Annotated in this window: 28 protein-coding genes; 12 read left to right on the top strand and 16 right to left on the bottom strand. The window is 59.4% G+C overall.

Annotated elements, in window-relative coordinates:
* Positions 1-4 precede the first annotated feature (4 nt).
* Genes icmH through tssB form a run of 9 tightly spaced genes read right to left on the bottom strand, consistent with a single transcriptional unit; the run spans position 5 to position 9,254 of the window.
* The gene (gene icmH / locus BG841_RS04720) at positions 5-823 is read right to left on the bottom strand and encodes a type IVB secretion system protein IcmH/DotU (RefSeq protein WP_070056596.1); all 819 of its coding nucleotides are present in this window, start codon (positions 821-823) and stop codon (positions 5-7) included.
* Positions 824-826: 3 nt separating this feature from the next.
* On the bottom strand, positions 827-2,161 hold the full coding sequence (gene tssK, locus BG841_RS04725; RefSeq protein ID WP_070056597.1) for a type VI secretion system baseplate subunit TssK: 1,335 nt from the start codon (positions 2,159-2,161) through the stop codon (positions 827-829).
* The gene (tssJ, locus tag BG841_RS04730; RefSeq protein ID WP_070058689.1) at positions 2,161-2,700 is read right to left on the bottom strand and encodes a type VI secretion system lipoprotein TssJ; all 540 of its coding nucleotides are present in this window, start codon (positions 2,698-2,700) and stop codon (positions 2,161-2,163) included. Before tssJ ends, tssK begins: the two co-directional genes overlap by 1 nt.
* Before the next feature lie 47 nt (positions 2,701-2,747).
* Positions 2,748-3,989: a type VI secretion system-associated FHA domain protein TagH gene (tagH, locus tag BG841_RS04735; RefSeq protein ID WP_070056598.1), complete on the bottom strand. Its 1,242-nt coding sequence runs from the start codon at positions 3,987-3,989 to the stop codon at positions 2,748-2,750.
* Positions 3,990-4,027: 38 nt separating this feature from the next.
* Complete coding sequence (tssG, locus tag BG841_RS04740; RefSeq protein ID WP_070056599.1) at positions 4,028-5,041, bottom strand: type VI secretion system baseplate subunit TssG; 1,014 nt, start codon at positions 5,039-5,041, stop codon at positions 4,028-4,030.
* Positions 5,005-6,783, bottom strand: coding sequence for a type VI secretion system baseplate subunit TssF (tssF, locus tag BG841_RS04745; protein WP_070056600.1), 1,779 nt, complete (start codon positions 6,781-6,783; stop codon positions 5,005-5,007). Before tssF ends, tssG begins: the two co-directional genes overlap by 37 nt.
* Before the next feature lie 4 nt (positions 6,784-6,787).
* Complete coding sequence (tssE, locus tag BG841_RS04750; protein ID WP_070056601.1) at positions 6,788-7,231, bottom strand: type VI secretion system baseplate subunit TssE; 444 nt, start codon at positions 7,229-7,231, stop codon at positions 6,788-6,790.
* A 3-nt stretch (positions 7,232-7,234) separates the two neighbouring features.
* Positions 7,235-8,716 carry a type VI secretion system contractile sheath large subunit gene (gene tssC, locus BG841_RS04755; RefSeq protein WP_070056602.1) on the bottom strand — a complete coding sequence of 494 codons (1,482 nt, stop codon included), beginning with the start codon at positions 8,714-8,716 and terminating at the stop codon, positions 7,235-7,237.
* Positions 8,717-8,759: 43 nt separating this feature from the next.
* Entirely contained in the window at positions 8,760-9,254 is a 495-nt protein-coding gene (tssB, locus tag BG841_RS04760; protein WP_070056603.1) for a type VI secretion system contractile sheath small subunit, read from the bottom strand.
* Positions 9,255-9,481: 227 nt separating this feature from the next.
* Here tssB and BG841_RS04765 point away from each other — a divergent pair, with 227 nt between their 5' ends.
* From BG841_RS04765 to BG841_RS04780, 4 genes are all read left to right on the top strand, one after another.
* Complete coding sequence (locus BG841_RS04765) at positions 9,482-9,745, top strand: acyl-CoA-binding protein (protein ID WP_070058690.1); 264 nt, start codon at positions 9,482-9,484, stop codon at positions 9,743-9,745.
* 128 nt (positions 9,746-9,873) lie between these two features.
* Positions 9,874-10,182: a site-specific integrase gene (locus BG841_RS04770; protein ID WP_070056604.1), complete on the top strand. Its 309-nt coding sequence runs from the start codon at positions 9,874-9,876 to the stop codon at positions 10,180-10,182.
* A gap of 180 nt (positions 10,183-10,362) precedes the next feature.
* Positions 10,363-11,241 (top strand): SDR family NAD(P)-dependent oxidoreductase, encoded by an 879-nt coding sequence (locus BG841_RS04775; protein WP_070056605.1) that lies wholly within the window; start codon positions 10,363-10,365, stop codon positions 11,239-11,241.
* Positions 11,242-11,527: 286 nt separating this feature from the next.
* Positions 11,528-11,815 carry a hypothetical protein gene (locus BG841_RS04780; RefSeq protein ID WP_070056606.1) on the top strand — a complete coding sequence of 96 codons (288 nt, stop codon included), beginning with the start codon at positions 11,528-11,530 and terminating at the stop codon, positions 11,813-11,815.
* A 6-nt stretch (positions 11,816-11,821) separates the two neighbouring features.
* Here BG841_RS04780 and BG841_RS04785 read toward each other — a convergent pair whose 3' ends face one another.
* The 6 genes from BG841_RS04785 to ftsY form a co-directional block, all read right to left on the bottom strand.
* Positions 11,822-13,309, bottom strand: a complete 1,488-nt coding sequence (locus tag BG841_RS04785; protein ID WP_070056607.1) for a sensor histidine kinase — start codon at positions 13,307-13,309, stop codon at positions 11,822-11,824.
* The gene (locus BG841_RS04790) at positions 13,296-13,976 is read right to left on the bottom strand and encodes a response regulator transcription factor (protein ID WP_070056608.1); all 681 of its coding nucleotides are present in this window, start codon (positions 13,974-13,976) and stop codon (positions 13,296-13,298) included. Before BG841_RS04790 ends, BG841_RS04785 begins: the two co-directional genes overlap by 14 nt.
* Positions 13,977-14,153: 177 nt before the next feature.
* Positions 14,154-15,011 (bottom strand): RNA polymerase sigma factor RpoH, encoded by an 858-nt coding sequence (gene rpoH, locus BG841_RS04795; RefSeq protein ID WP_070056609.1) that lies wholly within the window; start codon positions 15,009-15,011, stop codon positions 14,154-14,156.
* A gap of 210 nt (positions 15,012-15,221) precedes the next feature.
* Positions 15,222-16,232, bottom strand: a complete 1,011-nt coding sequence (gene ftsX / locus BG841_RS04800) for a permease-like cell division protein FtsX (protein WP_070056610.1) — start codon at positions 16,230-16,232, stop codon at positions 15,222-15,224.
* The gene (gene ftsE / locus BG841_RS04805) at positions 16,222-16,893 is read right to left on the bottom strand and encodes a cell division ATP-binding protein FtsE (protein WP_070056611.1); all 672 of its coding nucleotides are present in this window, start codon (positions 16,891-16,893) and stop codon (positions 16,222-16,224) included. The genes ftsX and ftsE overlap by 11 nt, the downstream gene beginning before the upstream one ends.
* A 9-nt stretch (positions 16,894-16,902) precedes the next feature.
* The gene (gene ftsY, locus BG841_RS04810; RefSeq protein WP_070056612.1) at positions 16,903-18,132 is read right to left on the bottom strand and encodes a signal recognition particle-docking protein FtsY; all 1,230 of its coding nucleotides are present in this window, start codon (positions 18,130-18,132) and stop codon (positions 16,903-16,905) included.
* A 185-nt stretch (positions 18,133-18,317) separates the two neighbouring features.
* Between ftsY and rsmD the strand changes: the two genes are divergently transcribed.
* Positions 18,318-18,929, top strand: coding sequence for a 16S rRNA (guanine(966)-N(2))-methyltransferase RsmD (gene rsmD / locus BG841_RS04815; RefSeq protein WP_070058691.1), 612 nt, complete (start codon positions 18,318-18,320; stop codon positions 18,927-18,929).
* A 32-nt stretch (positions 18,930-18,961) separates the two neighbouring features.
* Here the strand turns inward: rsmD and BG841_RS04820 are convergent, their stop codons facing one another.
* Entirely contained in the window at positions 18,962-20,137 is a 1,176-nt protein-coding gene (locus BG841_RS04820) for a fatty acid desaturase (RefSeq protein ID WP_070056613.1), read from the bottom strand.
* Between the two features lie 159 nt (positions 20,138-20,296).
* Here BG841_RS04820 and mutM point away from each other — a divergent pair, with 159 nt between their 5' ends.
* From mutM to BG841_RS04855, 7 genes are all read left to right on the top strand, one after another.
* Entirely contained in the window at positions 20,297-21,109 is an 813-nt protein-coding gene (gene mutM, locus BG841_RS04825; protein WP_070056614.1) for a bifunctional DNA-formamidopyrimidine glycosylase/DNA-(apurinic or apyrimidinic site) lyase, read from the top strand.
* A 132-nt stretch (positions 21,110-21,241) separates the two neighbouring features.
* Complete coding sequence (locus BG841_RS04830) at positions 21,242-21,574, top strand: hypothetical protein (protein ID WP_070056615.1); 333 nt, start codon at positions 21,242-21,244, stop codon at positions 21,572-21,574.
* A gap of 115 nt (positions 21,575-21,689) precedes the next feature.
* The gene (gene yrfG / locus BG841_RS04835) at positions 21,690-22,379 is read left to right on the top strand and encodes a GMP/IMP nucleotidase (RefSeq protein ID WP_070056616.1); all 690 of its coding nucleotides are present in this window, start codon (positions 21,690-21,692) and stop codon (positions 22,377-22,379) included.
* A gap of 41 nt (positions 22,380-22,420) precedes the next feature.
* Positions 22,421-22,828: a ribosome-associated heat shock protein Hsp15 gene (hslR, locus tag BG841_RS04840; protein ID WP_070056617.1), complete on the top strand. Its 408-nt coding sequence runs from the start codon at positions 22,421-22,423 to the stop codon at positions 22,826-22,828.
* A gap of 76 nt (positions 22,829-22,904) precedes the next feature.
* Positions 22,905-23,759, top strand: a complete 855-nt coding sequence (gene hslO / locus BG841_RS04845; protein WP_070056618.1) for an Hsp33 family molecular chaperone HslO — start codon at positions 22,905-22,907, stop codon at positions 23,757-23,759.
* A 200-nt stretch (positions 23,760-23,959) separates the two neighbouring features.
* Positions 23,960-25,492, top strand: coding sequence for a phosphoenolpyruvate carboxykinase (locus tag BG841_RS04850; protein ID WP_070056619.1), 1,533 nt, complete (start codon positions 23,960-23,962; stop codon positions 25,490-25,492).
* Between the two features lie 107 nt (positions 25,493-25,599).
* Entirely contained in the window at positions 25,600-25,932 is a 333-nt protein-coding gene (locus tag BG841_RS04855) for an HU family DNA-binding protein (RefSeq protein ID WP_265733891.1), read from the top strand.
* Positions 25,933-26,003 lie beyond the last annotated feature (71 nt).

Here is a 26,003-nt window from a genome sequence, read left to right on the forward strand (position 1 = left end):
ATCCTTATCTTGGCAGTTGTTCCAGTACGCCGAGCACATCCGTGATACGCTCGTTCAGCGCAATCTTATACAGGCTATATACACCGGCCATCACCACCACAAACAAGCCGCTGCCCCACACTGGCCAACTCTTGCGAACGCGGTGACAGGACGCGGTAACGTGGGTCAGCGGCGCGCTCAGCGGAAACGGGCTGGCATCCGTCGCTAGCGTCTGCAACAGTTCATGCAGCTCACTGAGGATCTGTTCGCAGTCTTCCCGGCCATTGCTCATCACCTTGTATCGCCCCTCGAACCCCAGGCACAGGCACACGAAGATAAACTCGAGCATGTCACGGTGTCGGGAGGGGTCCTGCCGCATGCGCGACAAGATAGCGAACACTTTTTCCCCGCCCCAGGTTTCGTTATGAAAACGCGATAACAGGGATTGCTGCGACCATACACTGTGGGCGCCCCAATCAGTTCCCAGCACGGCCTCGTCGATGAAGGTACACAGCACGTAGCGATACGCCACGACCGTCGCAGGCTCACAGCCTCCCTCGAGCAGTTCGTGGTTCAATCTGGCGATGTCATCGGCGACTTGCTGCTGCAACTCGGAGACCTTGTCGAAATCCGTCAACCGCCGTACCCTCAACACCAGCCCCAGCAGAGCATTGGCACCATCGACCAGGCAGTTGTGGTGATGGCCGTGAAGCTGGAACTGCCAGGCAGCCTGGGCGGCGGTCACTTCTCGCTGCGCTGAAGCCGATCCCGCCCCATTAGCGCACAGCAATCCACTGGATGCCTTGTCCTGATCAAATCCTTCGATCGTTGAATGGCCTGTCATCACTTAACTCCTGATTGCCCAGAATTGCATTTCCAGACCGGGGAAATCCCCGGCGACGTGAAAAGCAAAGCCACTGCCGTTTTCCAGCATCTGCCAAGCCTGACTCTGCTCATCCAGCCGGAAGTAGCTGAAGCCGGCATGGTACGGCAGCTGACGGGGAGCTACCGGTAAAGGTATCAGCGGCACCCCCGGCAACTGCAGACTGATGAGGTCGCGGATTTTCTCCACCGAGGCCACTTTGCAGCGCTGAACGAACTGCTGGCGCAAGGTATCTGGCGGCACCTCCGCTTTCACCGCCAGTACGAATTCGGCCGCGCCGGTCAACTGATTCTCCTGCAGCGGGGCCACCGTGAGACCGTATTGTTGTGGTTGCAACTGAATCGCCAAAGCACGTGGTTCCAGTACGGTGCTCAAGGACTGCCTGAGCGCTTGCATCAAGGGAGCAAACGACGCTTCCGGCAGGTTGTGGTCGTAGCCCCCGTATTCCTTTGGCAAACGGTTTTCATCGGTGAATGTCACCAGCTCGCCACAGAGTTCCAACAGGGCTTGGTACAACCGTTCCGGGTGCAGCCGACCTAACCGGGCCAGATGCATGAATCGGGGCTGCGCTCTGTTGAGGGTTTGCAACAGCATGAAGTCGGCGACATCGGCCACCCCGCCCTGGCCAGGTGCCCCCAGCCGATCGGCAATATTGCGTGCGCGCTCCCTCATCAGGTCCGCCATGGTCCCGACAAACCGCTGCAAACGCGGCGCAGCCTCCACACTTAACAGGGTCGGTAGAAAATCAGGATCCATTACCAGGCTGCCATCCGGGCGCTTTTCCAGCACGCGCCCCAGGGCCAAAGTGGCGTATGCGCTGCGGTCATCACGCTCCAGCAACAACCGCGGCGCGGCTTTCGCCACTTGGATGGTGTGGGTATCGCCATCGATAGAATGCAAATCGCGCAGGTCACAGCTGTGGGCCACGAAGCGCCCCGCAGCCCCAGACTCGGGCCAGGCTACGTCGCCCAGGCTGTCACTGGCCAGGGGCAGTGCAAGATACACGACCTGATTGGCCACACCAGCGTCGCTTATGTCCAATGGTTCCGGCATTACATCGTCTTGCGGCAAATTGAAACGGGTGCCATCCGGAAAGAACCCATCGGCGCGGACCAAACCGATGCGGCCAAAACTCAGGTATTCGGCGTTCAATTCCAACGCCCTGAAACCGTACAGGTAGTCGGACACCGCCACCGCCTGCTCGCGCGCCAGGGACTCGAAATACCGCTGCTGCTGTTGAAAATGCTGGGGCTTGATAAACAGCCCGTCGTTCCAGATAACCCGGTTTTTATTTGTCATCAGGATTCATCCGCGCGCCTGAGTTGAACCTCACGGGCGCGCAGATTCACCAGCAGGTGATAACGCTCGCCCACCGGATCGATACGCACCACCTTTTTCCATTGTGATGAATTCGGGTAGGCATAGAAGGCGATCACCCCGATAAACCGGGTGTGTTTACTGACATCAAACGGCTCTATGAACCTGAACTGACCCGGAATCAGGGTGTAATCACGATGCTCGATGTAGTTGCGCCCCAAAGACGCTTCCAGTCGGATCAGCAACTGGTCAAAGTCTGCCGCCATCAGACGGGAACTGTCACGCATTTCGATGACCTGAAACGCAATAGGGGTGGCCGCCAGAAATTCGTTGGGATTCACATCCGGCTCGGCCAGCAGGAGCAGGTCCACCCGGCTGGGCAAGTCCTCCGGGTAGCCCACCGGAATGTCGGGATCCCAGAGCACCTTGGCAGTCTTGGTCACCGCGTTATAGGGTGTACTGCAACCCGTCAGCAGCCACACGACTGCCAGGACACCGGCATAGCGGAGTGGCGACCGTATCGTGACTGTAGATGACAGAACCGCACTCTTGCGGTTGACTTTACGCTTCACAATATTGACTCTCTCTGCAGTTCCCGTAACTGGTGGTCGTAAGCCTGTTCGAATACCTCCCGGAACAGGCGCTCAAAGCCTTGCTGACGGCTGGAGCTGAGCTCCCGGTAATAATGCTCGTACATCTGCCAGGCCCATTCGGCTTCTGGCTCGCCTTCCCGAAGCCCGCGGCGGTAACCATGAAAGCGGCGCAACAGTGCCTCCGGTGAAAACGCTTGCAAGATCGCCTTAAGAGCTGCGCTGATAGCGACCTGCGTCGCCTGCTGGTGCTGGCCTAGCCCGATCAGGCTGTCACGAACCGCAGCCGGAGCCGACAAATGTACCGGGCTGCGCTGGCTGGCGAATAATGATTGCACCGTGGTTGCGTAGTCCTGTCCGAGGCGTAAGGGATTGTCTTCCAGGGGCTGCAGGTGGGTTCGCAACACCTGGTGACGAGCGTGTTCTTGCTGATGCAAGGCCAGCAGGCCCTCAATGGCGGCCCGCAGTGTCTGCCCGGCCTCTTCCAAAAACAGCCACATGGCGTCACCGTCGGTGAACCGCAACCGCTCCCCCATCCCCCTCAGCAAGGGCGCAGCGCTAAGATGCTGGTGCGTGGTGTCTGCCGGTTCAGAAACTGCGGCGGGGGTGTCCGGCTTGGCAGCGGGTGCCCGGCTGTTGGCCGGGCAGGATGGGATCACTGGCAAACTGAGAGCGACATCGCACTGTTCAGGATACTCATCGGTTAGCTCCCGTCCCGCGCCGGGGTCGGGAGCTGAGGGCTCCGCAGTGAGCCCGCCCAAGTGCTGCAGCGGTTCAAGACCGGGGCGTTCAAACCCATGGCGGTGGCATTGTTGTAATGCGGGTCCGTTGCCCGAAAGGCGTGCGTTGGCAGGCTCGACCAGCATATCGTCCCCCGCGTTTTTGCGCTTCCCGCTGTGCACCTGTGCCTGCAATTGATAGCGGCCGATGATGACCGTATCGCCGTTGCGCAACCGGGCCCGCCGGCCCCGCCCCAGCGGTTGGTTGGTGCTGTTGAGAAAGGTCCGTCCACTGCGATCGATAAGACAAAACACACCGTCTATCAAGCGGATTTCTGCATGTCCGGCGACCACGCCGGTGCGGTGGGTCGAAAGTTGCCAGGTGTCACTGGCAGCCGTGCCGATGGATCCGCCCTGGCCACAAAACCGATGCGCGGTACGGAGATCGCTGCCCACTTCCTGAGGGTTGCTCACGGTTAAGGTGATCGTTTTGGTCGCCATGAACACGGTCCTTGTGGTATCACTCGTCCCGGTGGGTATTACCGGCGAATTTGAATGCGCACTCCGGGGAGTGCTGTATCGGTTGCCGGATCGACAAACGAATTCCAGCCCAGTCGCGCTGCCCGACCCAATACCATGGGTTGCGCCTCCCGGTGCCTCAGCGCCAGTTCAAGGTCATAGGCCAGGGGCTCGGGGGTAATGAATTCGACCAGCTTCAGCAATGCTTCATAGTCACAACCATTCGGTAAAAAATCGGCAAAACGTTGCTGACTCAGCCCCCTTAACCGCAATACAAACTTGCCACCGCGGTCCCGCTTAACGTTACCCGCCATAACGGTTACCCCCAGTTTTGCATTGGCCTGCCCGAGACGGGTTTGTTGGTCCTCGGGGATCGCCACCTTGCGTAATACCCACTGCTCGATTTCCACCTGCTCAAGGTCAAAACAGTGCGCCACTATGCCGCTGACCACTTCGGGTGAACGGCTGCGCCCGGCCATCAAACCGGCGCAGGCCAGCATATTCGGCCAGTGAATCGGAGTGGCATTTCGCAGTCGGCTGTCCGCCATTCCGGTCAAAGCGAACAGGTGTGCAGAGAAGGCGTCACTGGCGCCGGGCTTATAACGGACGTAATAACGGTATTTGCGCCAGACCCGATGAAACAAGATCACCAATCGGTGGTTGAAGAAATCGAGGAAATGTCGGCGGATACCCACATCCTGGGCAGATTCCCAGGCCAGGGTTTCCAGGTAATAACCCGGCAATGGTGATTGCGCACCGTGCAAGCCCAGAAAACTGATCTCCAGCTGGTAGGGGGCGTGCTCATGCTCGGGCACTGATGCCGACAGGACATCGCTGCCGGGAAAACCCAAGCCTGCAGCTGACGAATAGCGAATACGCTCCTGGGACGGCAGGTCCTGGCCACGCTCGAGATCATCCCCGTGGTGCCGGTGGATCAGATCCACCAACTGGAAAAAACTGTAGCGCTGTGCGTTGCCCAAGGCGGGCTCCAACCGTGCTACATCAGCGGCTGCTGACCTTGCTGTAACGTCCATGTATAGCGTTCCTTATTGTCCATGTTGACCACCTCCAGCAGGTGAAAAGCGTTTATGCTGCTGTATAGCGAGAAGAACCGGCTGAGTACGGCACCAAACAGGTAGAGATCGCCTTCCGTGGCAAACGCCTGCTGATCCAGGGTGAGTACTGAGCGAATACCGCGCACCGGCAGGCCTTGTATCATCCGGTCCACCGGTTCAGTGGCGATGCTCTGAATGCCCGCCAGCCGATTCTGTGAGACCCGCTTGGCCTGCCGATCTGCCAAGGCACGAAAATCGTAAAAACCAAGCACCGTGCGCAATGCTTCCGCATCAAGCAAAGACAGGTAGTTCAAAGACAGGTTGGAAATCAATTTCCACAACAGACCGTCATCGAGCCGGGGCCTCAGGGTCTGTGTGGGCCGGGTGATGTTACGAAACGACGCAAACGCCGGGGTTGATTCCGTGGCCACGCACAAATCGCCGATGGCCAGTTGCTGGGGGAGCTGCCGGTTGGTGCAGGTGAGCGTCAGGGACACCGCTTCATGACGGTTCAGACAGTCACTCTCATCATCACGAACCAGCGCCAGATAATGGTCAAAACCGTTGCCGCGCATGCGCTCCCGAGCCCTGAGCCGATAAAACAGCGCAGCACGGCCAGAGGTACGGTCGCTTTCGTGCTGAAACCTTTCGAACGCGCTGTACACCCGGGGCTCGCCACTACCCCGCTCCGGGTCACCTTCCAGCCAGCCTTCCACCCGGTCGACGCTGAACACTTCAAAATGGTCCGGCGCCCGATGGGAAGGCACGACCCGGTACTCGGTCTCGTGGCCGTTCAAATCCACCGGCTCCGCTGCGTGACTGAACAGATTGATCGCGGGCGTGCAATACAACTGAAAACTGTCCGCGTGCACTCTGATATCCGGCGGTAAAATCCGGTTAAAGCGGAATCGCAGACTGAATTCATCGGCCTGCACCACGGGTAACACTCCTTCCAGCCCGGCGACATCCACAAAACAGAATGCTTCGGGAAAACTCAGATATTCCTGCAGGATCCGATAACCGGAATAGGCGTTTTCCGGATAGGGTAACAGCGCCTCGTCGGTACCAAAACCGACCGGCTGTAACTGCTCAGGTGCCAGCGTAAAATTCTGGCCTGCCACCATCACCTCTATGCCCTCCAGGTGATGGTCCAGCCACAGGTACAACGTCTGAGAGGTATGTTCATCACCTCCGAGGTAAAATCGCAGTCGCTCCAGCTCCAGAGTCGACACAGGTTGATCACTGTGTACCGCCAGATCCACGGTGACCGTCGACGTGTCGCGGGAGTGCTCGGCGCCCGCCTGCGCCACACTCAGCGGAAAAACGTCAACATCGCGACAGGTGCGAAACCGGCATTGGGTCTGATGATCGGGGGCCCCCACCGGGCGACTGCGGATTTCGGTGTGCCGGGCCACCCGCTGCCGTTTGCTGACGACGTGCAGCTGTGGATCGAACCGCATGATGGTGCAGCTGGGGACGGGGCGAAGGTAATTGGGCCACAGGATGTTGAGCAACGAGTGGGTCAGTTCAGGGAGCTGGTCTTCGACTTTTTCCCGCAGCCGCCCGGTCAGGAAAGCAAATCCTTCCAGCAGCCGCTCCACATCCGGATCGGTGCTCGGTTCTGAAAGAAAGCGACTCAGCTGAGGATGCGCTTCGGCAAACTCCCGCCCCTGCAGACGCAGGAAGCTCAGTTCATCGCGATAAAACCTTTTTAGCTGCACTGGGTTACACCAGCCGACAATATCGTTTGTCGTCCATCATCAAGTCAATTGTGGTCTTGCCTTCAACCGCCGGCAGATTCAGGTAAACAGTCACTTGAAAACGCAATTGCAGCGGGTCCCACCCCGGGGGCTGCGGCTTCACCTCCACCCGGTTCACTCGCGGCTCGAAGCGCTCAATGCATTGGCGGATGGCGCTACACAGCTGCATGCTCAGTTCCTCGGTGCCCAAGGTAGCGTCATTGAAATCCACCAGACCCAATGCCGGTGCGCTGGTGCTGTTTCCCGGACGGGAATTCAACAGACACACCAAATGGCGTTTAATCGATACCACCACGCGGCTGAAGCCCCCGTTTCCCAGATCTGCTGGTGCCGCGCCCGGCTGTCCCAGCCGCTCGAATAAACTGTCTTCGGGGGCCCCGCCCGGGCCCACAGTCGCGCAATTGACCATCCGCTACTCCTTGTCCAGCCGGCCAGTCAACGACAACTCGAAATTGGCGCCCATGTACTTGAAGTGGGGGCGGACCGCCAACGACACCTGGTACCAACCGGGATCACCGGTCACATTCGCCACGCTGATCCGTGCGGCTCGCAACGGACGCCGGCTGCGCACCTCCGCCGGTGGGTTTTCCTGGTCGGCAACATACTGGCGGATCCAGGTGTTCAATTCACGCTCCAGATCCTGACGCTCTTTCCAGGATCCGATCTGTTCGCGCTGCAGCACCTTGATGTAATGAGCCAGCCGGTTAACGATGAACATATACGGCAACTGGGTGCCCAGTTTGTAGTTGGTCTCCGCTTGTTGGCCCTCTTTGGTGTTGGCAAACTGCCTGGGTTTCTGCACCGAGTTGGCGGAGAAAAACGCAGCGTTATCACTGCCTTTACGCATGGTCAGTGCAATAAAGCCTTCGTCGGCCATTTCATATTCACGCCGATCGGTGATCAGTACTTCGGTGGGAATTTTGGCTTCCAGCTGACCGAAAGCGTCATACCGGTGCACCGGCAGGTCCTCCACCGCACCACCGCTTTGCGGGCCGATGATGTTCGGGCACCAGCGGTATTTGGCAAAGCTTTCGGTCAGTCGGGTGGCCAGCAAATAAGCGGTATTACCCCACAGGTAATGGTCGTGGCTGGCGCTGACGTCTTCTTTGTAGCTGAAACTGGTAGCCGGGTTTTCGGTGGGGTCGTAGGGCACCCGCAACAGGAACCGGGGGGCGGTCAGCCCCACATAGCGGGCATCTTCCGTTTCCCGCAACGCCCGCCATTTGGCATACCGCGGGCCTTCAAAAACGGCCTTGAGTTCCTTGATCGCCGGCAGTTCCTGAAAACTGTCAACGCCAAAGAACTCGGGCGCCACCGACGACAGAAAAGGGGCATGGGCCATGGCTCCCACCGCTGCAACGTATTGCAGCAATTTCATATCGGGTGTGGACGGCGTAAACGCATAATTACCCACCACGGCCCCCACAGGTTCACCGCCAAACTGGCCGTATTCCGTTGAATACACGTGCTTGTATAAACCGGACTGGGTCACGTCAGGAGCAAACTCGAAATCTTCCAGCAGTTCGGCCTTGGTGGCGTGCAACATCTCTACTTTGATGTTTTCCCGAAAATCGGTTCGTTCGACCATCAGTTGCAGGCCCCGCCAGGCAGCCTCCAGTGCCTGTAGTTGCGGTGCGTGCAACACCTTGTCCATCTGGGCACTGATTCTGCGATCCAGTTCGACCACCATCTGGTCCACCAACGCCTTGTTAACTGGCTGGCCCCGCTCATTGTTTTTCAACAAGTTTGCTATAAACGTGGCGACTCCGCGACGAGCAATTTCATAACCTTCATCGGTCGGCGCCATGCGGCTGTTGGCCATCACTTGGTCAAGCAGTGACCCTTCCTTTAGCGAATCCGAGGCAGCCGACGGCTGCGCAGCAGTATCAGACATACTCCATCCCTTCAGTAGCTGTTGAATAAAGTCGCTGTGTGGCTTACTGGGCGTCGCCGGTCGTCAATTGCAACTCATGCAGCAGTCGCTCGCGGGCATCGTCACTGTCCAGCAATTCCTGCAGTTTGGAGCGGAACGAGGGCAGGTTACCGAGTGGTCCCTTGAGGGCCACCAAAGCTTCCCGCAACTCGACCAAAGCTCGTAGCTCGGGTACTTGACGGGCGATGCTGTCAGGGGAGAAATCAGCCAGATTCCGGAATTCGAGGGTCACCGGCAATTCATCGGTGTCATCGCTGAGGTTATTGGATACGGTGGTGGTCAGCAACAAGCCCGCTTCTTCCATCACGGTCTGGAAGTTGTTCTTGTCCACTGAAATGGTAGTGCGGTCTTCAATCGGGGTTTGTTCAGGCTGTCCTTTGAAATCACCGACGACAAACAGCTTCAGGGGCAGTTCCGTTTCTGCCTGCTGTTCTCCGGTGGCGGGGACATATTTGATGTTGATGCGCTCTCTGGGCGCAACGGTGCCGTCCTTCGACATGGTTACCATCCTTGGTTGTCGTTGCAATCATTTGCAGTCGTTACAGTCCATTGTCGGCACCTTCCTGGCACGCGACACTGACAGACTCTACACAGGAATACAGGTTCTCTCAAGCCATATACCGCCAACTTGCGGAACTGAGCCCCATTCCGACCCCCAACAAGCCTGACGTGCGGGGGCGGGCAAGGATATACTCGGGCGCAGACCCATCCTCGGAGGAGATGTTCATGAGCGAATTAAAAGATCAGTTTGATCAGTCGGTTAAGTTTGTCCAGTCGGCGGACGGCGACTTCAACCCTTCCAACGAACTGAAGCTGGAATTTTACGCCCTGTACAAACAGGCCACCGAAGGCGATGTCAGGGGCACGCGCCCGGGGATGATGGATTTTGTCGGCCGCGCCAAATACGACGCCTGGGCGAAGCTCAAAGGCACCACCAGCGAGCAGGCCATGCAGCAATACATCAACCGGCTGAACGCCTTCAAACCCTGAGTAGCGCGCCAGCCGCAGCGGTAACCGGCTGCGGCGACGGGGCTCCGGAGGGCCGATTTTGCGCCGTTCACAGGTTTGTCATAGAATGCCGCCACCATAATAATTATATACCCTCTGGAAGCCCGACCATGCATATTGCCGAGGCGCTGGATCAATCCCAGCCTGGCCTGTTTCGCCGAGTGACACGCGCAATTGAAAAACACAACCTGAGCCAACGGACCGAGCAGGCCTACCTGCACTGGATCCAACGGTTTCTGGTGTTTCATGATCTGAAGAGCGTGGATGAGATAGTCCCCGCCGACCATCAGAGTTTCATCCACTACCTGGAAGAGTCCATCCCTGCCTCCCGGGCCCGCCAAAATCAGGCCCGCCTGGCGCTGCGGTTCTTCTTCCAGGATGTACTGGGTATGGAAGAAATGCCCACCAGCGTGGCCTGAGTTCAGGCTGCGCCGGCAGCTGCCCTTGACCTCACTTGCACTCCAGCGGGACTGCCTGAGCTATACCGTTGCGCCTCTTCCGGGCATGCCTGCGTAGTCTGACAGGACGATGCAGCACTCAGCCCGCGCGGCCACCCTTCATGGGATAAGCACCACAGACACCATCATGAGGGCGTGTATATGAGTAAGGCAATCAGGAAAGTAGCAGTCGTTACCGGCGCCAGCCGCGGCGCTGGCCGGGGTATTGCTGTGGCTCTGGGTTCCGCAGGTATGACGGTTTACGTCACTGGTCGCTCTGCCACCCGAAGTGTTTCGCAGCTACGCGGCCGGATATTGTCGGGCACCCTGGCTGAAACCGTGGAGGCGATTAATCAGGCCGGGGGCCAGGGCATTGCCGTGGCGTGCGACCACACAAACGATGAGCAGGTGCACGAGCTGTTTGCTCAGGTTGAGCGTGAACATGGGCATCTGGACCTGCTGGTCAACAATGCCGCGTTTATGCATGAAAACCTGATTGATCCGGGCCCCTTCTGGAGCAAGCCTGTGGACATGGCAGACATGCTCAACGTCGGGCTGCGGTCCTCTTACATAACCAGTTATCACGCAGCACCATTATTGCTGAACGCGCCGCGGGGGCTGGTCGTGTTCACTTCGTCCTTTGGGGCTGGCTGCTATATGCACGGCCCGGCCTACGGTGCCCAGAAAGCCGGGATTGATAAAATGGCCTATGATATGGCGGTGGACTTTGACGGCACCACCGTGGCCACGGTGTCTTTGTGGTTAGGACCGCAGCGCACGGAGCGCTCGGCGATCGCTGCGGCAGAGCGCGCCGACACCTACGAAGCCGTCATGGCGAATGCAGAAACACCTGAATTCAATGGCCGGGTCATTCTGGCGCTGTTTAACGCTGCAGATCTGGCGCAGTTGTCCGGCCGGACCCTGATCACGGCCGAGTTGGCGGCAAGCTACGGTGTAAGCGACGATGGCGAGCGTCAGCCCCCGTCTTTTCGTGATTTGCTCGGTTCACCGCGGGAATACCACCCGGCCAGAGTTGAATAATACCGCAAGGTTTCGGTAAGTTAAGGCTGCAGCAAGGAGGGGTGCGGCCCGCGTACCACGCCCAACAAAAAAACCCCGCGGTGAGGCGGGGTCAAGGCTAGCGCTGTACTGATCGGTCAGACCGGCAACGTCCGATGACGGGTCCGGTCTGGCGATTGGGTTCCATTATCCACACCCGCCGTTACCCCGGCGTGGCGGCCGCATTACATTTTTGACAGCACACATCGGGTTGTTCACGCTAAACTGGTTGCATCCGCAACTCACCACGACACGGGGCACTCTGTTCATGCTTTCCAAAAAATTGCTTAATCACGCTCTCAACGGCCTCGACAGGCTGGGCTTTTATCTGGACAGCATGGGCATAACCAACAAGGTTACCCGCCATAACCTGGCCGCCCGGGCCATGCTCGAGCAAAAGCGCCTCGAAGGCCAGTGGGACAGTCTGCAAGTGCGGCTGGATCGCAAAAAACTGAAACTGGAAAATACCGTCAACAATCTGGAACGCCGCGCGGACACCATGGTCCAACCGCTGTTGGCACGGGTGAGCAAGCGGTTCAACTCGAAAGAGGACTGATTCCGGTCAGGCCGTGTGGGTGTGCTCTGAGGCGGCCGGCCGCTCGCGCTCCGCATCGGCCGCCGGCAGGAGTCGGGCCTGGGCGGTGCGCAGACGTCTTCTGGCTGGTCGATACACCGGCATGCGGATGGCGATGGTCAGCCCGGGCGGTGTCTTCCCCGGGTAGGTATCGCTTAACTCAATTTGCCCCTGATGGATTTCGGCGACCGCACTGACCAGACTCAGTCCCAAGCCGTTCCCCGGCAGCGAGCGGCTTTTCCCGACCCGGTAGAATCGCTGGAACACGTAGTCTTTTTCGCTGTCGGGTATGCCAATACCGCTGTCGGCAACGGCAAACACGGCCGCATCCCCGTCGGTGTACACCGCAACCCGTATGGAACCGCGTTCGGGGGTGTACTTGATGGCGTTATCAATGAGGTTGCTGACCATCTGAAACAGCAGGTCACGGTCGCCTTCGATCATGACCTCCTCCGACACCGTTTGCTCGAACTGCTGCTCCTTGTCTTCCGACAGCGCTTCGTAGAGTTCACAGGCGTCGCTGACCAGAATGCCGAGCGACACCGGTTTCATGTCCGCGGCGTTCCCGCGGGTTTCCAGACGGGCAATCCGTAACAAGGCATTAAAGGTGGCCAGTAACTGGTCGGCCTCGGCGACCGCGCGGCCGGCCTGCTCCCGGGCCTCATCGTTGTCGACCGACAGCAGGGTGTTTTCCAACTGGTTACGCAGGCGGGTCAGGGGAGTGCGTAAATCATGGGCGATGCTGTCGGACACATGCCGGATGCCCTCCATCAGATACACGATCCGGTCAAGCATCTGGTTGAGGTTATCCGCCAACTGATCAAAGTCGTCGTCGGTACCGCGGGTCGGTATCCGTTGCGACAGGTGACCGCTCATGATCTTGCGCGAGGTGATATTGATTGTTTCGATGCGTCGGGTGGTGCTGCGGCTGATCATGAACCCGCCCAGCAGAGCCAGCGCCAGGGTAATACCCATGCCCCAATTGATGGCTCCCTCGATGACTTTCTTCAGCGCGGTCAGGTCGTCGACATCCCGTCCGACCAGCAGCCGCAACCCACCCTGCACTTCAAAAATGCGAGCCCGGGCCAGGCGCTCAGGCCCGGTCCAGCCAATACTTTCATTGAGAGTAAAATTGATCCAGCCCCGCTGTGACTGGGTCCCTTCCGGCCAGGCCGAGAGGTTGCCGGCCAGTTTCATGTAATCGTCGGTGGTGACCAGATAGAGAGATTTGGCGTTGGGGTCGCGAGCCACACGCTCGCGAATGATGGTGATCAGGCCGTTGATGCCCCGTCCGCGGTACTGCTCCGCCAAGCCTGCAATTTCCGCTTCGATGGTTTCATCGGTTTGGGCGGTCATGAACCCGGCGGTTCGCCAGTAGATAAAAGCCAGCAACAAAAATACCGAGGTGGCGAACACCACCATGTACAGCAGTGCCAGCCTGAAGGTGGAGGTTTTGAGCTGGCTAAGCAGTTTCACGCAGCATGTATCCGGCACCCCGAACGGTCTGCAGCAAGGGCGTGTCGAATTCCTTGTCTATCTTGGCCCGCAAGCGACTGATGTGGACATCAATCACGTTGGTTTGCGGATCGAAGTGATAATCCCATACTTTTTCCAGCAACATGGTGCGGGTCACCACCTGGCCAGCATTCCGCATGAGGTATTCCAGCAGGCGGAACTCCCGGGGCTGGACGTCGATATTCTGCCCCGCCCGCTTGACGGTGCGCGCCAGCAGGTCCATTTCCAGATCGGCCACGTGCAGCACGGTTTCCGTTTCCGCCGACTGCCGATGACGACGCACCAGAGATTCGATCCGCGCCAACAGCTCGGTGAATGAGAAAGGTTTGGTCAGGTAATCGTCCCCGCCACCGCGCAAGCCTTCCACCCGGTCATCCACGTCCCCCAGGGCACTCAGAATCAATACCGGTACCTGGTTGCCGGTGGCCCGCACGGTTTTGATGATCGACAGACCGTCCATACCCGGCAGCATGCGATCCACAATCATGATGTCGTAGTCGCCACTGGCCGCCATCATCATGCCACCTTTGCCATCGGCGGCATGGTCGACCACGAAGTCCGACTCTTTCAAGCCCTTGATCAGGTAATTTGCTACATCCTGATCGTCTTCTATTACCAGCGCTTTCACTGAAAAGCCTCCCGTATGGCGGATGTCTTCATGACCATCAGATTACGGCGAACCGCCACAAGCCGCCAGTTACCATCTTGTAAGAGGGTGTCGCCATTGGCTACGGTCTCAAACGCACAATGCCACCGGGATCAACCGGTGGCATTGTGTGTGTGCATGCCGGCAGAACCTGAAGGGCTAGGCCAATTCGGTCATTTGCTGGCGTATTTTATTCATGGCATTTTTCTCAAGCTGGCGAATGCGCTCCGCAGAAATACCGTATTTGCTGGCCAGTTCATGCAGCGTGGCTTTGCTGTCCATCAACCAGCGTTCACGCAGGATATCCTGACTGCGCTCATCCAGCGAGTTCATGGCTTCCATCAGGCGGCCGTTGGAATCTTCGGACCAGTCGGTCTTTTCCACCTGCACGGCCGGATCACTGCGATGGTCTTCCAGGTAATACGCCGGAGCCTGATACACGTTGTCATCGTCGTCCATGGGGCCATCGAACGCCATGTCATGGGACGCCAGTCGGCCTTCCATTTCGCGCACCACCCGGGGCTCAACCCCCAGATCGGTGGCTACCGCCTGCAATTCTTCGTGATTCAGCCACCCCAGCCGTTTTTTCTGACTGCGCAAATTAAAAAACAGTTTGCGCTGCGCTTTGGTGGTCGCGACTTTCACGATACGCCAGTTGCGCAGAATAAATTCGTGGATCTCGGCCTTGATCCAGTGCACCGCAAAGGACACCAGGCGCACACCGTACTCGGGATTGAAGCGCTTCACCGCCTTCATCAGACCCACATTGCCTTCTTGAATCAGGTCGGCATGGGCCAACCCGTAGCCCGAATAACTGCGGGCAATGTGAATCACAAATCTCAGATGGGAGAGTACCAGCTGACGAGCGGCGTCAACATCGTCTTCGTAATAAAGACGATGGGTGAGCTCACGCTCTTCCTCCACCGTAAGCACTGGAATCCGGCTCGCAGCCTGAATATAGGACTCGAGATTAACACCCGGAACCAATCTGTCAGCTAGCTGTAAACTTGTACTCATGCCGTCCCTCCTACTGGGAGCTTGCAAATATAGCAGCTATTTTTCCAACCGCCTAGCGTGAATGGGTACGTCATAACCTCACTAAACTATTAAAATCAACAAGTTACACACCTACGACTCACAACACCTGCGCGTCGCGATCCAAATCCAACAGGTGGATACTACCGCTGCAGCCGCCATCCGACAATACGGTCTTTCCGGCACCGTGCGTCAGCCACTGCCGGCCGGGACCCCCGGCTCTATGGCGTCCAGATGCCGTTTGACGGCGAGCCAGGCCCCCAGCCAACCGAGCAACATGGCGCAACCAAGCAGCGCCAGCACCCCCTCAAGCCCCAACCCGCTCAATTCGAACTGACTGCGATACAAATCCGCCAGCCGCTCCACCGGCCCGCTGAGCCACCACAACGCCAGCCCCAGCAGCAGCAAGGCCACCAGTCCGCCGCCCAGGCCGTACCAGAGACCGGTATACAGGAAGGGGCGGCGCACAAACCCGTCGGTGCCCCCCACCAGCTTGGCGACCAGAATTTCATCCCGCCGGTTTTCAATGGCCAGCCGGATGGTATTCCCTATCACCAGAATGACAGCGCCACCGAGCAAAAGTGCCAATACCCACACCACCCGTTCCAATAACCGGGTGATGGCGCTGAGCCGCTGCAGCCAGTCAAGATCAATCTGCACCCGGGCCGCCTCGCCCATGGCCCCAAGACTGTCAGCAAGCAACTCGACGGCGGCGGCGGTGCGCGCCGACTCATCCGGGGTCACCAGCAAACTGTGTGGCAGGGGATTCTCATCCAGATAAGCCAGTGCCTCGTCCAGACCGGACCCGGTACGAAATTCCTGCAACGCAGTGTCCCGGTCCACCAGCACCACCTCCTGGATGTTGGCCCGCGCTGCCACATCCGCCCGCAGCCTCCGGGCCTGCTCCAGAGTCACCTGGTCGGCCAGGTACACGGTGATGCGCGCGCTGCTGTCCCAGCCGGCGCTGACCCCCTGCACGCTGGAGAGCACCAGCAACAAACCCACCGGCAACGCCAGCGCCACCCCCATGACCAACCAGGTCATCAGACTGGCCAGGGGCGCCCGCCACAGCCGCTGTGCACTGTCTTTCGCCACCTGGCGGTGGTGCGCCAGATAAATGCCCGCCGCTTCCGGCAGCAGGGGCGCTTTTCGGCCCACCGCCCGGGCGGGTTTTGGTCGCCGGAGAAGGGGGTCAGTGGCCATGGGCGGCTCCTGCGACCAGGCGCCCCTGCTCAAGGGTGAGGGTTCGACGGCCCATGGCGTTGATCAACGATATATCGTGACTGGCAATCAGCACGGTTACCCCCACCTGACTGAACTGTTCAAACAGGCGCATGATGTCCGCGGACAAGTCCGGGTCCAGGTTACCGGTGGGCTCATCGGCCAGCAGCACCGGCGGCTTGTTGACCACCGCGCGGGCGATGCCCACCCGCTGCTGTTCCCCCCCGGACAATTGCATGGGGTTCATTTTTTCTTTGCTCAACAAGCCAACTTTGTCGAGGGCGGCGCGCACCCGGCGACCGATGTCCCGCGCCGGGGTGCCCATCACTTCGAGGGGCATGGCCACGTTGGCAAACACGGTGCGATCAAACAACAGTTGGTGGTTCTGAAACACCACCCCGATATGCCGGCGCAGATACGGTATCTGACGGCGCGGCAAGGTGTTCAGCAGCTGCCCGCCAATAACGATTTTGCCCGCGGTGGGCCGTTCCATCAGCATGATCAGTTTCAGCAGGGTACTTTTCCCCGCCCCCGAGTGGCCGGTCAGAAACGTTAGCTCGCCCCGTGACAGGCTGAAGTTCACCTGCCGCAGTGCGGTGTGGTCGCTGTCGTAGCGTTTGGTGACCTGCTGAAACTCAATCATTGCCGGGTGTTACTCATCAAACAACGCTTCCACAAAGGTTTGCGCGTCAAATGCCCGCAGGTCATCGACCTGCTCGCCCACACCGATGTAGCGAATCGGCAACTGCAGCTGGCGCGCAATGGCGAACACAATACCGCCCTTGGCAGTACCATCGAGCTTGGTCAGGGTAATGCCACTGACGCCCACCGCCTGCTGGAAGACCTGGGCCTGGCTCAGCGCATTCTGGCCGGTGCCGGCATCCAGAACCAGCATCACCTCGTGGGGTGCGTCGGCATCCAGTTTTTTAACGACCCGCACCACCTTTTCCAGTTCGCTCATCAGGTTGTCTTTATTCTGCAGACGCCCGGCGGTATCGGCGATCACCACGTCAATGCCTCTGGACTTGGCCGCCTGCACCGCGTCGAAAATCACCGACGCGCTGTCCGCCCCGGTGTGCTGGGCAATCACCGGAACGTCGTTCCGCTCTCCCCACACCTGCAACTGCTCCACCGCGGCAGCCCGGAAGGTGTCCCCTGCCGCCAGCATGACACTCTTGCCTTCCCGCTTGAACTGGGCGGTCAATTTGCCAATGGTGGTGGTTTTCCCCACCCCGTTCACGCCCACCATCAAAATCACGTAGGGTGTGGTGTCGGCAACCACCTCCAGCGGCTGAGAGACTTCCGCCAGGATACCCTGCAGTTCCGCCCGCAGCGCCGCCCGCAATGCCTCCCCGTCCTTCAATTCGTTGCGCTGCAGCTTGTCGGTCAGCGACTCGACAATCTCCGTGGTCGCGGTTACCCCGACATCCGCCATCAGCAGGGTGGTTTCGATTTCTTCCAGCAGGTCTTCATCGATTTTCTTGCTGACCGCGAACATGTCCGCCAGGCCGGATGTCAGGCTGGCGCGGGTTTTCCCCAGTCCCCCACGAATACGCTCGAACACACTGACCGGGGCCGGCTCTGGCTCTGGCTCTGGCTCTGGCTCTGGCTCTGGCTCCGGTTCGGGCGCGGGCTCCGGTTCGGGCGCGGGCACAGGTGCTGGCGCAGGTACCGGTTCGATTTCCGGCTCGGTGGTTACCGCCGCCGGAGCTTCTGGCTCTTCGGTGTCCGCCTCAATGGGTGCAGCTCCGGGCTGCGGCTGGGGTTGTTTCTGTGGTACGGGTTTGGGCCGCGGAATACGGCGGCGGCTGGCGGCGACATCCAGCACAAAAACCAGTATCAAAAGAACCAACAAACCTGTCAAAATCCACTCTGCCGTCATAATCTTTCCATCAGTCTCGGATTGGCGGGATAAAAGAAGGCGCCCATTCTAGCCCCCACCGAGGGCAGCGTCCAAGCATGGGCGGTTCCGCGAATCGTTTTTTTCGTTATCATGGCGCAGCGCTGCCAGGTGCGGCCATCAAACGCATTGAATACACCCTTAGCCTGCATGGGAGCAGCGAGCTTATGGCGCGAAAAAAACCGACCCGGCATCTCGCCAACCCGTCAACGGCGGCAAGCGGCGAGTTACGCATCATTGGGGGGGAGTGGCGCAGCCGCAAACTTCGCTTTCCCGCGGTCGGTGGGGTTCGCCCGACCCCGGCGCGTACCCGCGAAACCCTGTTCAACTGGCTCACGCCCTACCTGCCCGGCAGTCACTGCCTTGATCTGTTCGCCGGCAGCGGCGCGCTCGGTCTGGAGGCCCTTTCCCGCGGCGCTGAAACGGCCCTGCTGGTAGACCATAACACCAACCTGACCCGCGCGCTGCAAGCCAACCTGGGCGCACTCAAGTGTACGCGCGGCAAGGTACTCACCGCGCCGGCGGAACACCTGCTGGGCGCCCCTGCATCGCAAGCGTTCGATATTATTTTTATGGACCCGCCGTTCCGGCAGGGTCTGCTTGACCGCCTGCTGCCATTCGTGGACACGCACCGCTGGCTGGCACCGGGCGGCTGGATTTATATCGAGTACGAAAGCGGGCTTGCGATGCCACTGACCCCGGCGCATTGGCACCTGCACCGCCAGAAAACCGCCGGGCAGGTGACCTACTGCCTGTATCGGAACGCCCTCCCGGCATAAAAAAACCACCGCGAGGGTGGTTTGTGATCCGCTCAGGCCGGGCGCAATGAGTACGCCTTCAGGTAAGCGGCGAACTCCTCCAGATGGCGGATACCGCTGGCCTCCGCATCACGGCACCAGTCCAGCAGGGCCTGCAGCTTTTCCTGCGGTTTGACTCCGCGGCGGCGCCACAATGCCTGCAATTCGTGGCTCTTCTGATACAACTGGGACAACACCGGATTGGTCTCGAGCAGCAACTCAAGGTGCACCTGATCTTTTGGCTTGATCAGGCTGGTCTCCTGCGACAGCATCCGTTTCAGCTTACGGTAACGTGGTCTGATGGCATCCTCCAGCTTGGCTTTCTGCTGACGCATCGCCGGCTCCATGACCTGCTTGCGATACTGGCGCATGATGTCGAAGCGATTGTTGGCAATCGCCTGTACGGTCTCCACATCGACCACGTTTTTGCCCGGCACCCGATGGGCGACCGGCCGGAAACCTTTCGGTTTGGCAAGCCCGAACAGCTGAAACACCCGTATATACCCCCAACCGATATCCACTTCATACCAGCGGCGCGACAGCTTTGCCGAGTTGGGGTAGGTGTGATGGTTGTTGTGCAGTTCCTCACCACCGATCAGCAGACCGATGGGGGAAATGTTGCGGGCGTTATCGGCACACTCGAAATTGCGGTAGCCGACGTAATGCCCAATACCGTTCACCACACCCGCTGCCCAGACCGGTATCCACATCATCTGCACAGCCCAGATCCAGATACCATTGACACCGAACAGCAGCAAATTCACAGCTGCCATCAGGGTAATACCCAGCATCCGGTAACGACTGTAGACCTGACGCTCGACCCAGTCTTCCGGGGTGCGCTGGCCATAGCGCTCCAGGGTTTCGGCGGTCGCCGCCTCGGCGTAGAGTTCGGCACCTTCGAAGAGCACTTTTCTGATGCCCTTGACCACCGGGCTGTGGGGGTCGTCTTCGGTTTCGCACTTGGCGTGATGCTTGCGGTGGATTGCGGTCCATTCTTTGGTATTCTGGGCGGTGGTCAACCACAGCCAGAAGCGAAAAAAATGCGCCAGCGCCGGATGCAAATCCAGCGAATTATGGGCGGAGTGACGATGCAGATAGAGCGTCACACTGACGATGGTGACATGCGTCAGCGCCAGCGTTACCGCGATAAGCTGCATCACAGAGAGGTCGAGGAGACCGTTGTACCACATACATCCATACCCCACAGAAAGCGTCCAGGACGGCTATCAGACCTGGCTTTTTGACTTCAACACTCTAGCGTACAGCTGTACGCCCGAACAAGCGGATTCGGGCCCGACTGCACAGTAGCGCACACTCTGACAGCCACCCCTTTGAACGGGAGCATAGCTTTGCCCGAATTGCCCGAAGTTGAAACCACCCTCCGGGGTATTGAACCGTTTTGCAAACATGTAACAGTCGCTGCGGTCCGGGTCTTCAACGGAAGATTGCGTTGGCCGGTACCGGAGAATCTGGCCGCACTCCTTGAGCAACAGGAGATTCTGGCGGTATCCCGACGGGCCAAATACCTGTTGCTGCGCGTCCCCACGGGCACCCTGATCATCCATCTGGGCATGTCGGGCAGCCTGCGGGTGATTACCGATGACGCCCCCCTGCAGCGTCACGACCACGTCGAACTGACCCTGGCGACCGGCGTACGTCTGCGCTACAACGATCCGCGACGGTTTGGCTGCTGGTTGTGGGCGGCTGCCGGCGACACCCATCCGCTGCTCACTGACCTGGGGCCGGAACCCCTGTCAGCGGAATTTAACGGGGCGTACCTGCACGCCCAGGCCGGTAACCGCAAGGTCGCGATCAAAACGTTCATCATGAACGGCAAGATCGTGGTTGGGGTCGGCAACATCTACGCCAATGAAGCCTTGTTTGCGGCCGGCATTCACCCGCAGCGGCCAGCGGGCAATATCAGTCTGGCGCGCTGCAACCGGCTGGTCAGTCACATCAAGGACACCCTCGGTAACGCCATCCTACAGGGCGGCACCACCTTGAAAGACTTCGTCAACAGCGACGGCAAACCGGGCTACTTCGCGCAATCCCTGCGGGTGTACGGCCGCGGCGGCCAACCCTGTCTGACCTGCGGCGGCACGCTCAAAGAGGTGCAAATGAACCAGCGCACCACGGTGTATTGCACCCGCTGCCAGCGTTAACGCCGTCATAAATTCCGCAAAATACGTTTGAATAAATGTGAACATGATCCATAGTTAGCGTTACGCTTGCAGATACCATGCAAACCAAGGCCCGGACCTTATAAAAAGCTTTTAGATCAGGAGATACTCTTCATGACCGCTCACCTCACCCGTATTCTTACGACGACTGCGGCGATATGTATGCTGGCGTTTGCCTCGGTCGGGCATGCCCGCGCAATTGATGAGTCACCCTCCGCCGGTGCGATGGCCGTCGACGCCGTGTTTGCCCGCCCGATTTTGCTGGCCACCACCGTTGTCGGTACGGCGCTCTACGTGGTGTCGCTGCCTTTCTCTCTGCTGGGGGGCAATGCCGAGGAAGCCGGGCAAGCCCTGGTGGTCGGCCCCGCCAAAGCAACCTTTGTACGCTGCCTCGGTTGTGAGCGCTCCGGTCGCAAAGACGAGGTGGTTGCCCAGACCGACACCTGATCCCGCCCTGTCCGGCGCGCCATTCCCGGTACAAATCCGGGGTTGCGCGCTATGGCAATTTCGTGCAGCCTGTGCAATATTTCACCAGTAAACCCCGCTCAGGCAGTTTGATACCATGATCCACTGGCACTCCCTTGATACCGTGTTCCTAGATATGGACGGAACACTGCTGGACCTGCATTTCGACAACCATTTCTGGCTTGAGCACCTTCCCAGACGGTACGCAGAGACGCACGCGCTGTCGCCCGACGCCGCCAAGCAAAAACTCATGGCGATGATCAACGCCCAGAAAGGCTCGCTGAACTGGTATTGCACCGATTACTGGAGCGAGCAACTGGCGCTCGACGTTAACGCACTGAAGGCTGAAGTAAGCGATCGCATCGGCTACCGGCCGCATGTGCACTCGTTTCTGGAGTCGGTGCGCGGTGCCGGCCTGCGCAGCATCATTGTGACCAACTGTCACCCGGACCCGCTCGCCCTGAAGCTGGCGCTGACCGGGCTCGAAGGGCACGTGGACAGCATTATTTCCAGTCACGAACTCGGCTACCCCAAGGAAGCCGGAGAATTCTGGCGGCGCCTGCAAGGCCGGCATCGCTACGACCCCGCCCGCACGCTGATGGTGGACGACAGCCTGCCGGTGCTGGAAAGCGCCATACGCGCCGGGATCGGCCAATGCCTGATGATCACCGCCCCCGACAGCAAAAAACCGGCCGTCAGCGCACACCCGGTGATTCCCTCCATCCGGCATTTTGATGAAATTCCCGCCGGCGCCCTGGCACGGCCGGCCGCGCCGGTCACCCACTGAAACCGTTATACTGTACCTGTGTACCGGACAGGGTAGGAACTATGACCTCAAACACCCAGGAAGACCCGAAGATTCGACTGGACAAGTGGTTGTGGGCGGCGCGCTTTTACAAAACCCGCAGCCTGGCCAAAGCCGCCATAGAAGGCGGTAAAGTGCACTACAACAACCAGCGGTGCAAACCCGGAAAAGTGGTGGAAACCGGTGCCCGGGTGACCTTGCGCACCGGGTGGCAGGAACGTGAGGTGATCATCGACGGCATCAGTGGCCAGCGCCGCGGCGCTCCGGAGGCATCCCTGCTGTACCGCGAAACGGACGACAGTGTGCGCCGTCGCGAAGACCAGGCCTGGCAACGAAAGACCCTGCTGGCCTCGCAGCTACCGCCGGCCCGCCGGCCGTCCAAAAAAGACCGCCGGACCCTGCAGCGCTTCAAAGAGCAAAACAATATTTGATACTCGCCAAAGTGCCCCCATATCGGGAGCATTCCGACCAACCCCATATTCGCAGAACCACTCAGGAGATTAGACCATGGCGTCCCAGGATCACTTTCAACGCTTCATATTTGAGCACAGCCAGATCCGCGGCGCCTGGGTCAAACTCGGCGACAGTTATAACCAGATCACCGGTCAGGCCCCCTACCCCGCCTCGGTGCGTGAACTGCTGGGGGAATCACTGGTCGCCAGTGTACTGATGAGTGGTACGCTCAAATTCAATGGCATGTTAGCGTTGCAGGCGCAGGGTACCGGGCCGTTACGGACGCTGATGGCCGAATGCTCCCATGAGCGGGCGATCCGCGGACTGGCGCGCTACGACGACACCGCCATCGCGCAATCCGGGCTCAACAACCTGTTGGGGGAAGGCAACATGGTGATCACCATTACCCCCGCCCAGGGGCAGCGCTATCAAGGCGTAGTACCCCGCGAATCCGATTCGCTGGCCGGCTGCCTGCAGGACTACTTCACCCGCTCCGAGCAGATCGACACCGCGCTGCTGCTGTTCGCCGATGAAAATACCTGTGCGGGGTTGTTGCTGCAACGTATGCCCGGCGTGGTCGATCCGGATAACGACATCTGGCAGCGAGTCAATCATCTTGCCGCCACGGTCACCGCCGAGGAAATGCTCAACCTGGACAGTGAGACCCTGCTCAATCGTCTGTTCCACGAAGAAGAAGTACGCATCTTCGACGCGGAACCGGTGCGGTTCCACTGCTCCTGCTCCCGCGAACGCACCCTGGCAGCGCTTGAGTCCATCGGCGCGGAGGAGTGTTACGCCATTCTTGCCGAGCAGGAGGTAATCGACATGGACTGCCAGTTCTGCCATGCGCAGTACCGGTTTGTGCGCAACGACATTGACCAATTATTCAGCGGCCACTCGCTGCATTGAGGAGCCGACTCTTTCCCCCGGCAAGCCAAAAAAACCGGGGTTTCCCAGGCAGTCGTTTTTTTGTCGGATCTCTGGCATAATTGCGCGCCTTAATTGACTTGATTGCTCACAAGAACGACTGTCTGCCGGCAAACCCTAGGGATCTGTGGTGGTATCAGCGGCTGGAGCAATCACGATGACACCCAGAGGGCGAGGTCGAAGTGAGCAACACATATACTGATCTGAGTTCAGCGCGACTGGTCGAGCTGGCACTTGAAAAACGCGAAGGCCAGCTGGCTGCAAACGGTTCACTGGTCGTAAAGACCGGTGAGCGCACGGGTCGTTCTCCCATGGACCGTTTCATTGTTGAAGAACCCGGTACTGCAGGGGAAATCCAGTGGGGCCCCGTCAACCGTCCGTTCGACAGTGACAAGTTCGACGCGCTGTGGAGCCGGGTTGAAGCCCACGTTGCCGAGCGGGACCGCTTTGTTTCCCACGTGCATGTTGGTGCAGACCCCGAACACTACCTGCCGGTCCACATGACCACCGAGACCGCCTGGCAGAACCTGTTCGGCCGCAACCTGTTTATCCGCCCGGACGCGTACAACCCCGCCGACAAGCCCGAATGGCAGATCCTTAACGCCGCCACTTTTGAGTGCGTGCCCGAGCGGGACGGCACCAACAGCAACGGCTGCGTCATCCTCAACTTTGCCCAGCGCAAGGTGCTGCTGGCAGGTATGCGTTACGCCGGCGAGATGAAAAAAGCCATGTTCTCGGTGCAGAACTTCCTGCTGCCGGCCCAGGACGTGCTGCCCATGCACTGCTCCGCCAACGTTGGCGAAGACGGCGAGACCTGCCTGTTCTTTGGCCTGTCCGGCACCGGCAAGACCACCCTGTCTGCAGATCCAGAGCGTTACCTGATCGGCGACGACGAGCACGGCTGGGGCCCCGGCACGGTATTCAATATCGAAGGCGGCTGCTACGCCAAGTGCATCGATTTGAGCCAGAAGAACGAACCGATCATCTGGGACGCCATTCGTTTCGGCGCCATTGTCGAGAACGTCACTGTTGACCCGGACACCCGCGAGCCGGATTACACCGACGTCTCCCTGACCGAAAACTCCCGCTGCGCCTACCCGCTCGAACACGTTGAAAAGCGCGTTCTGGAAAACCGCGCGGGCGAGCCGACCGCCATCGTATTTCTGACCTGCGACATGACTGGCGTATTGCCGCCGGTGTCCATTCTCAGCAAAGAAGCCGCTGCTTATCACTTCCTGAGCGGTTACACGGCACTGGTCGGCTCCACGGAAATGGGTTCGTCATCGCAACTGAAGTCCACCTTTTCCACCTGCTTTGGCGCCCCCTTCTTCCCACGTCCGGCGGGGGTTTACGCCGAACTGCTGATGAAGCGGATGGAAGCTTTTGGCAGCCGCGTTTACCTGGTAAACACCGGCTGGACCGGTGGCCCCCACGGTGTTGGTGAGCGTTTCAGCATCCCCACCACCCGGGCCATCATCAGCGCCATTCAGAACGGCGCCCTGAAAGATGTGGAAACCGAGCACCTGCCGGCGTTGAATCTGGACGTCCCCGTCAGTGTGCCCGACGTGGACAGCAAGTTGCTGAACCCGCGTAACACTTGGAGCAGCACCGACGCATACGACGCCAAGGCCCGGGAACTGATCGCTCAGTTCGTCGACAACTTCAAAAAGTTTGAAGTGTCCGAGGCCATCGTCGCCGCCGGTCCGCAACTGTAATAGCGCGACACAGGCCATAAAAAAGGCACCCTCGGGTGCCCTTTTTTTGTTTTTGTGTCCCGGCGGGTTTGACAATACCCGGCGGATCGCCAAATCTGTCGCAGGGTATCCACTACCAAGGTGCTGGCAACCGTGTCAGCGCACCAACAACAATCAAGGAGTACACCATGCGCAAACCCGAGCTTGCCGCGGCAATTGCGGAACAAACCGGCCTGAACCGCGACAAGGCCCATGAAGTGATCACCGCGTTCACCGACCAGGTGTCGGCGGCCGCCGCCCGGGGCGACCAGGTCAGCCTGACCGGCTTTGGTACCTTTAACGTCCGTGAACGTGCCGCCCGCACCGGGCGCAACCCGCAAACCGGTGCGGAAATCCAGATCGCTGCCAGCCGCACGGTTGGGTTCAAATCCGGCAAGGCGCTGAAGGACGCGGTCCGGTAAGCACCCGGGCTCGTTACCTGCGAGCCCGTTGCTCTCGCTGCATTGGCAGCCATCACCCGGCGCACCGCACC

The sequence above is a fragment of the Marinobacter sp. X15-166B genome (assembly GCF_001752365.1).
Taxonomy (GTDB): domain Bacteria; phylum Pseudomonadota; class Gammaproteobacteria; order Pseudomonadales; family Oleiphilaceae; genus Marinobacter.

Bases quoted from the DNA above. Each gene is read 5' to 3' on its own strand.
- tssG (WP_070056599.1), bottom strand. From the start codon at position 5,041: ATGGACGTTACAGCAAGGTCAGCAGCCGCTGATGTAGCACGGTTGGAG.
- BG841_RS04780 (WP_070056606.1), top strand. From the start codon at position 11,528: ATGCTTTCCAAAAAATTGCTTAATCACGCTCTCAACGGCCTCGACAGG.
- rpoH (WP_070056609.1), bottom strand. From the start codon at position 15,011: ATGAGTACAAGTTTACAGCTAGCTGACAGATTGGTTCCGGGTGTTAAT.
- yrfG (WP_070056616.1), top strand. From the start codon at position 21,690: ATGATCCACTGGCACTCCCTTGATACCGTGTTCCTAGATATGGACGGA.
- tssE (WP_070056601.1), bottom strand. From the start codon at position 7,231: ATGGTCAATTGCGCGACTGTGGGCCCGGGCGGGGCCCCCGAAGACAGT.
- tssK (WP_070056597.1), bottom strand. From the start codon at position 2,161: ATGACAAATAAAAACCGGGTTATCTGGAACGACGGGCTGTTTATCAAG.
- rsmD (WP_070058691.1), top strand. From the start codon at position 18,318: ATGGCGCGAAAAAAACCGACCCGGCATCTCGCCAACCCGTCAACGGCG.
- BG841_RS04830 (WP_070056615.1), top strand. From the start codon at position 21,242: ATGACCGCTCACCTCACCCGTATTCTTACGACGACTGCGGCGATATGT.
- BG841_RS04775 (WP_070056605.1), top strand. From the start codon at position 10,363: ATGAGTAAGGCAATCAGGAAAGTAGCAGTCGTTACCGGCGCCAGCCGC.
- BG841_RS04770 (WP_070056604.1), top strand. From the start codon at position 9,874: ATGCATATTGCCGAGGCGCTGGATCAATCCCAGCCTGGCCTGTTTCGC.
- tssB (WP_070056603.1), bottom strand. From the start codon at position 9,254: ATGTCGAAGGACGGCACCGTTGCGCCCAGAGAGCGCATCAACATCAAA.
- BG841_RS04765 (WP_070058690.1), top strand. From the start codon at position 9,482: ATGAGCGAATTAAAAGATCAGTTTGATCAGTCGGTTAAGTTTGTCCAG.
- hslR (WP_070056617.1), top strand. From the start codon at position 22,421: ATGACCTCAAACACCCAGGAAGACCCGAAGATTCGACTGGACAAGTGG.
- ftsX (WP_070056610.1), bottom strand. From the start codon at position 16,232: ATGGCCACTGACCCCCTTCTCCGGCGACCAAAACCCGCCCGGGCGGTG.
- tssC (WP_070056602.1), bottom strand. From the start codon at position 8,716: ATGTCTGATACTGCTGCGCAGCCGTCGGCTGCCTCGGATTCGCTAAAG.
- BG841_RS04820 (WP_070056613.1), bottom strand. From the start codon at position 20,137: ATGTGGTACAACGGTCTCCTCGACCTCTCTGTGATGCAGCTTATCGCG.
- ftsE (WP_070056611.1), bottom strand. From the start codon at position 16,893: ATGATTGAGTTTCAGCAGGTCACCAAACGCTACGACAGCGACCACACC.
- tagH (WP_070056598.1), bottom strand. From the start codon at position 3,989: ATGGCGACCAAAACGATCACCTTAACCGTGAGCAACCCTCAGGAAGTG.
- hslO (WP_070056618.1), top strand. From the start codon at position 22,905: ATGGCGTCCCAGGATCACTTTCAACGCTTCATATTTGAGCACAGCCAG.
- ftsY (WP_070056612.1), bottom strand. From the start codon at position 18,132: ATGACGGCAGAGTGGATTTTGACAGGTTTGTTGGTTCTTTTGATACTG.
- icmH (WP_070056596.1), bottom strand. From the start codon at position 823: ATGACAGGCCATTCAACGATCGAAGGATTTGATCAGGACAAGGCATCC.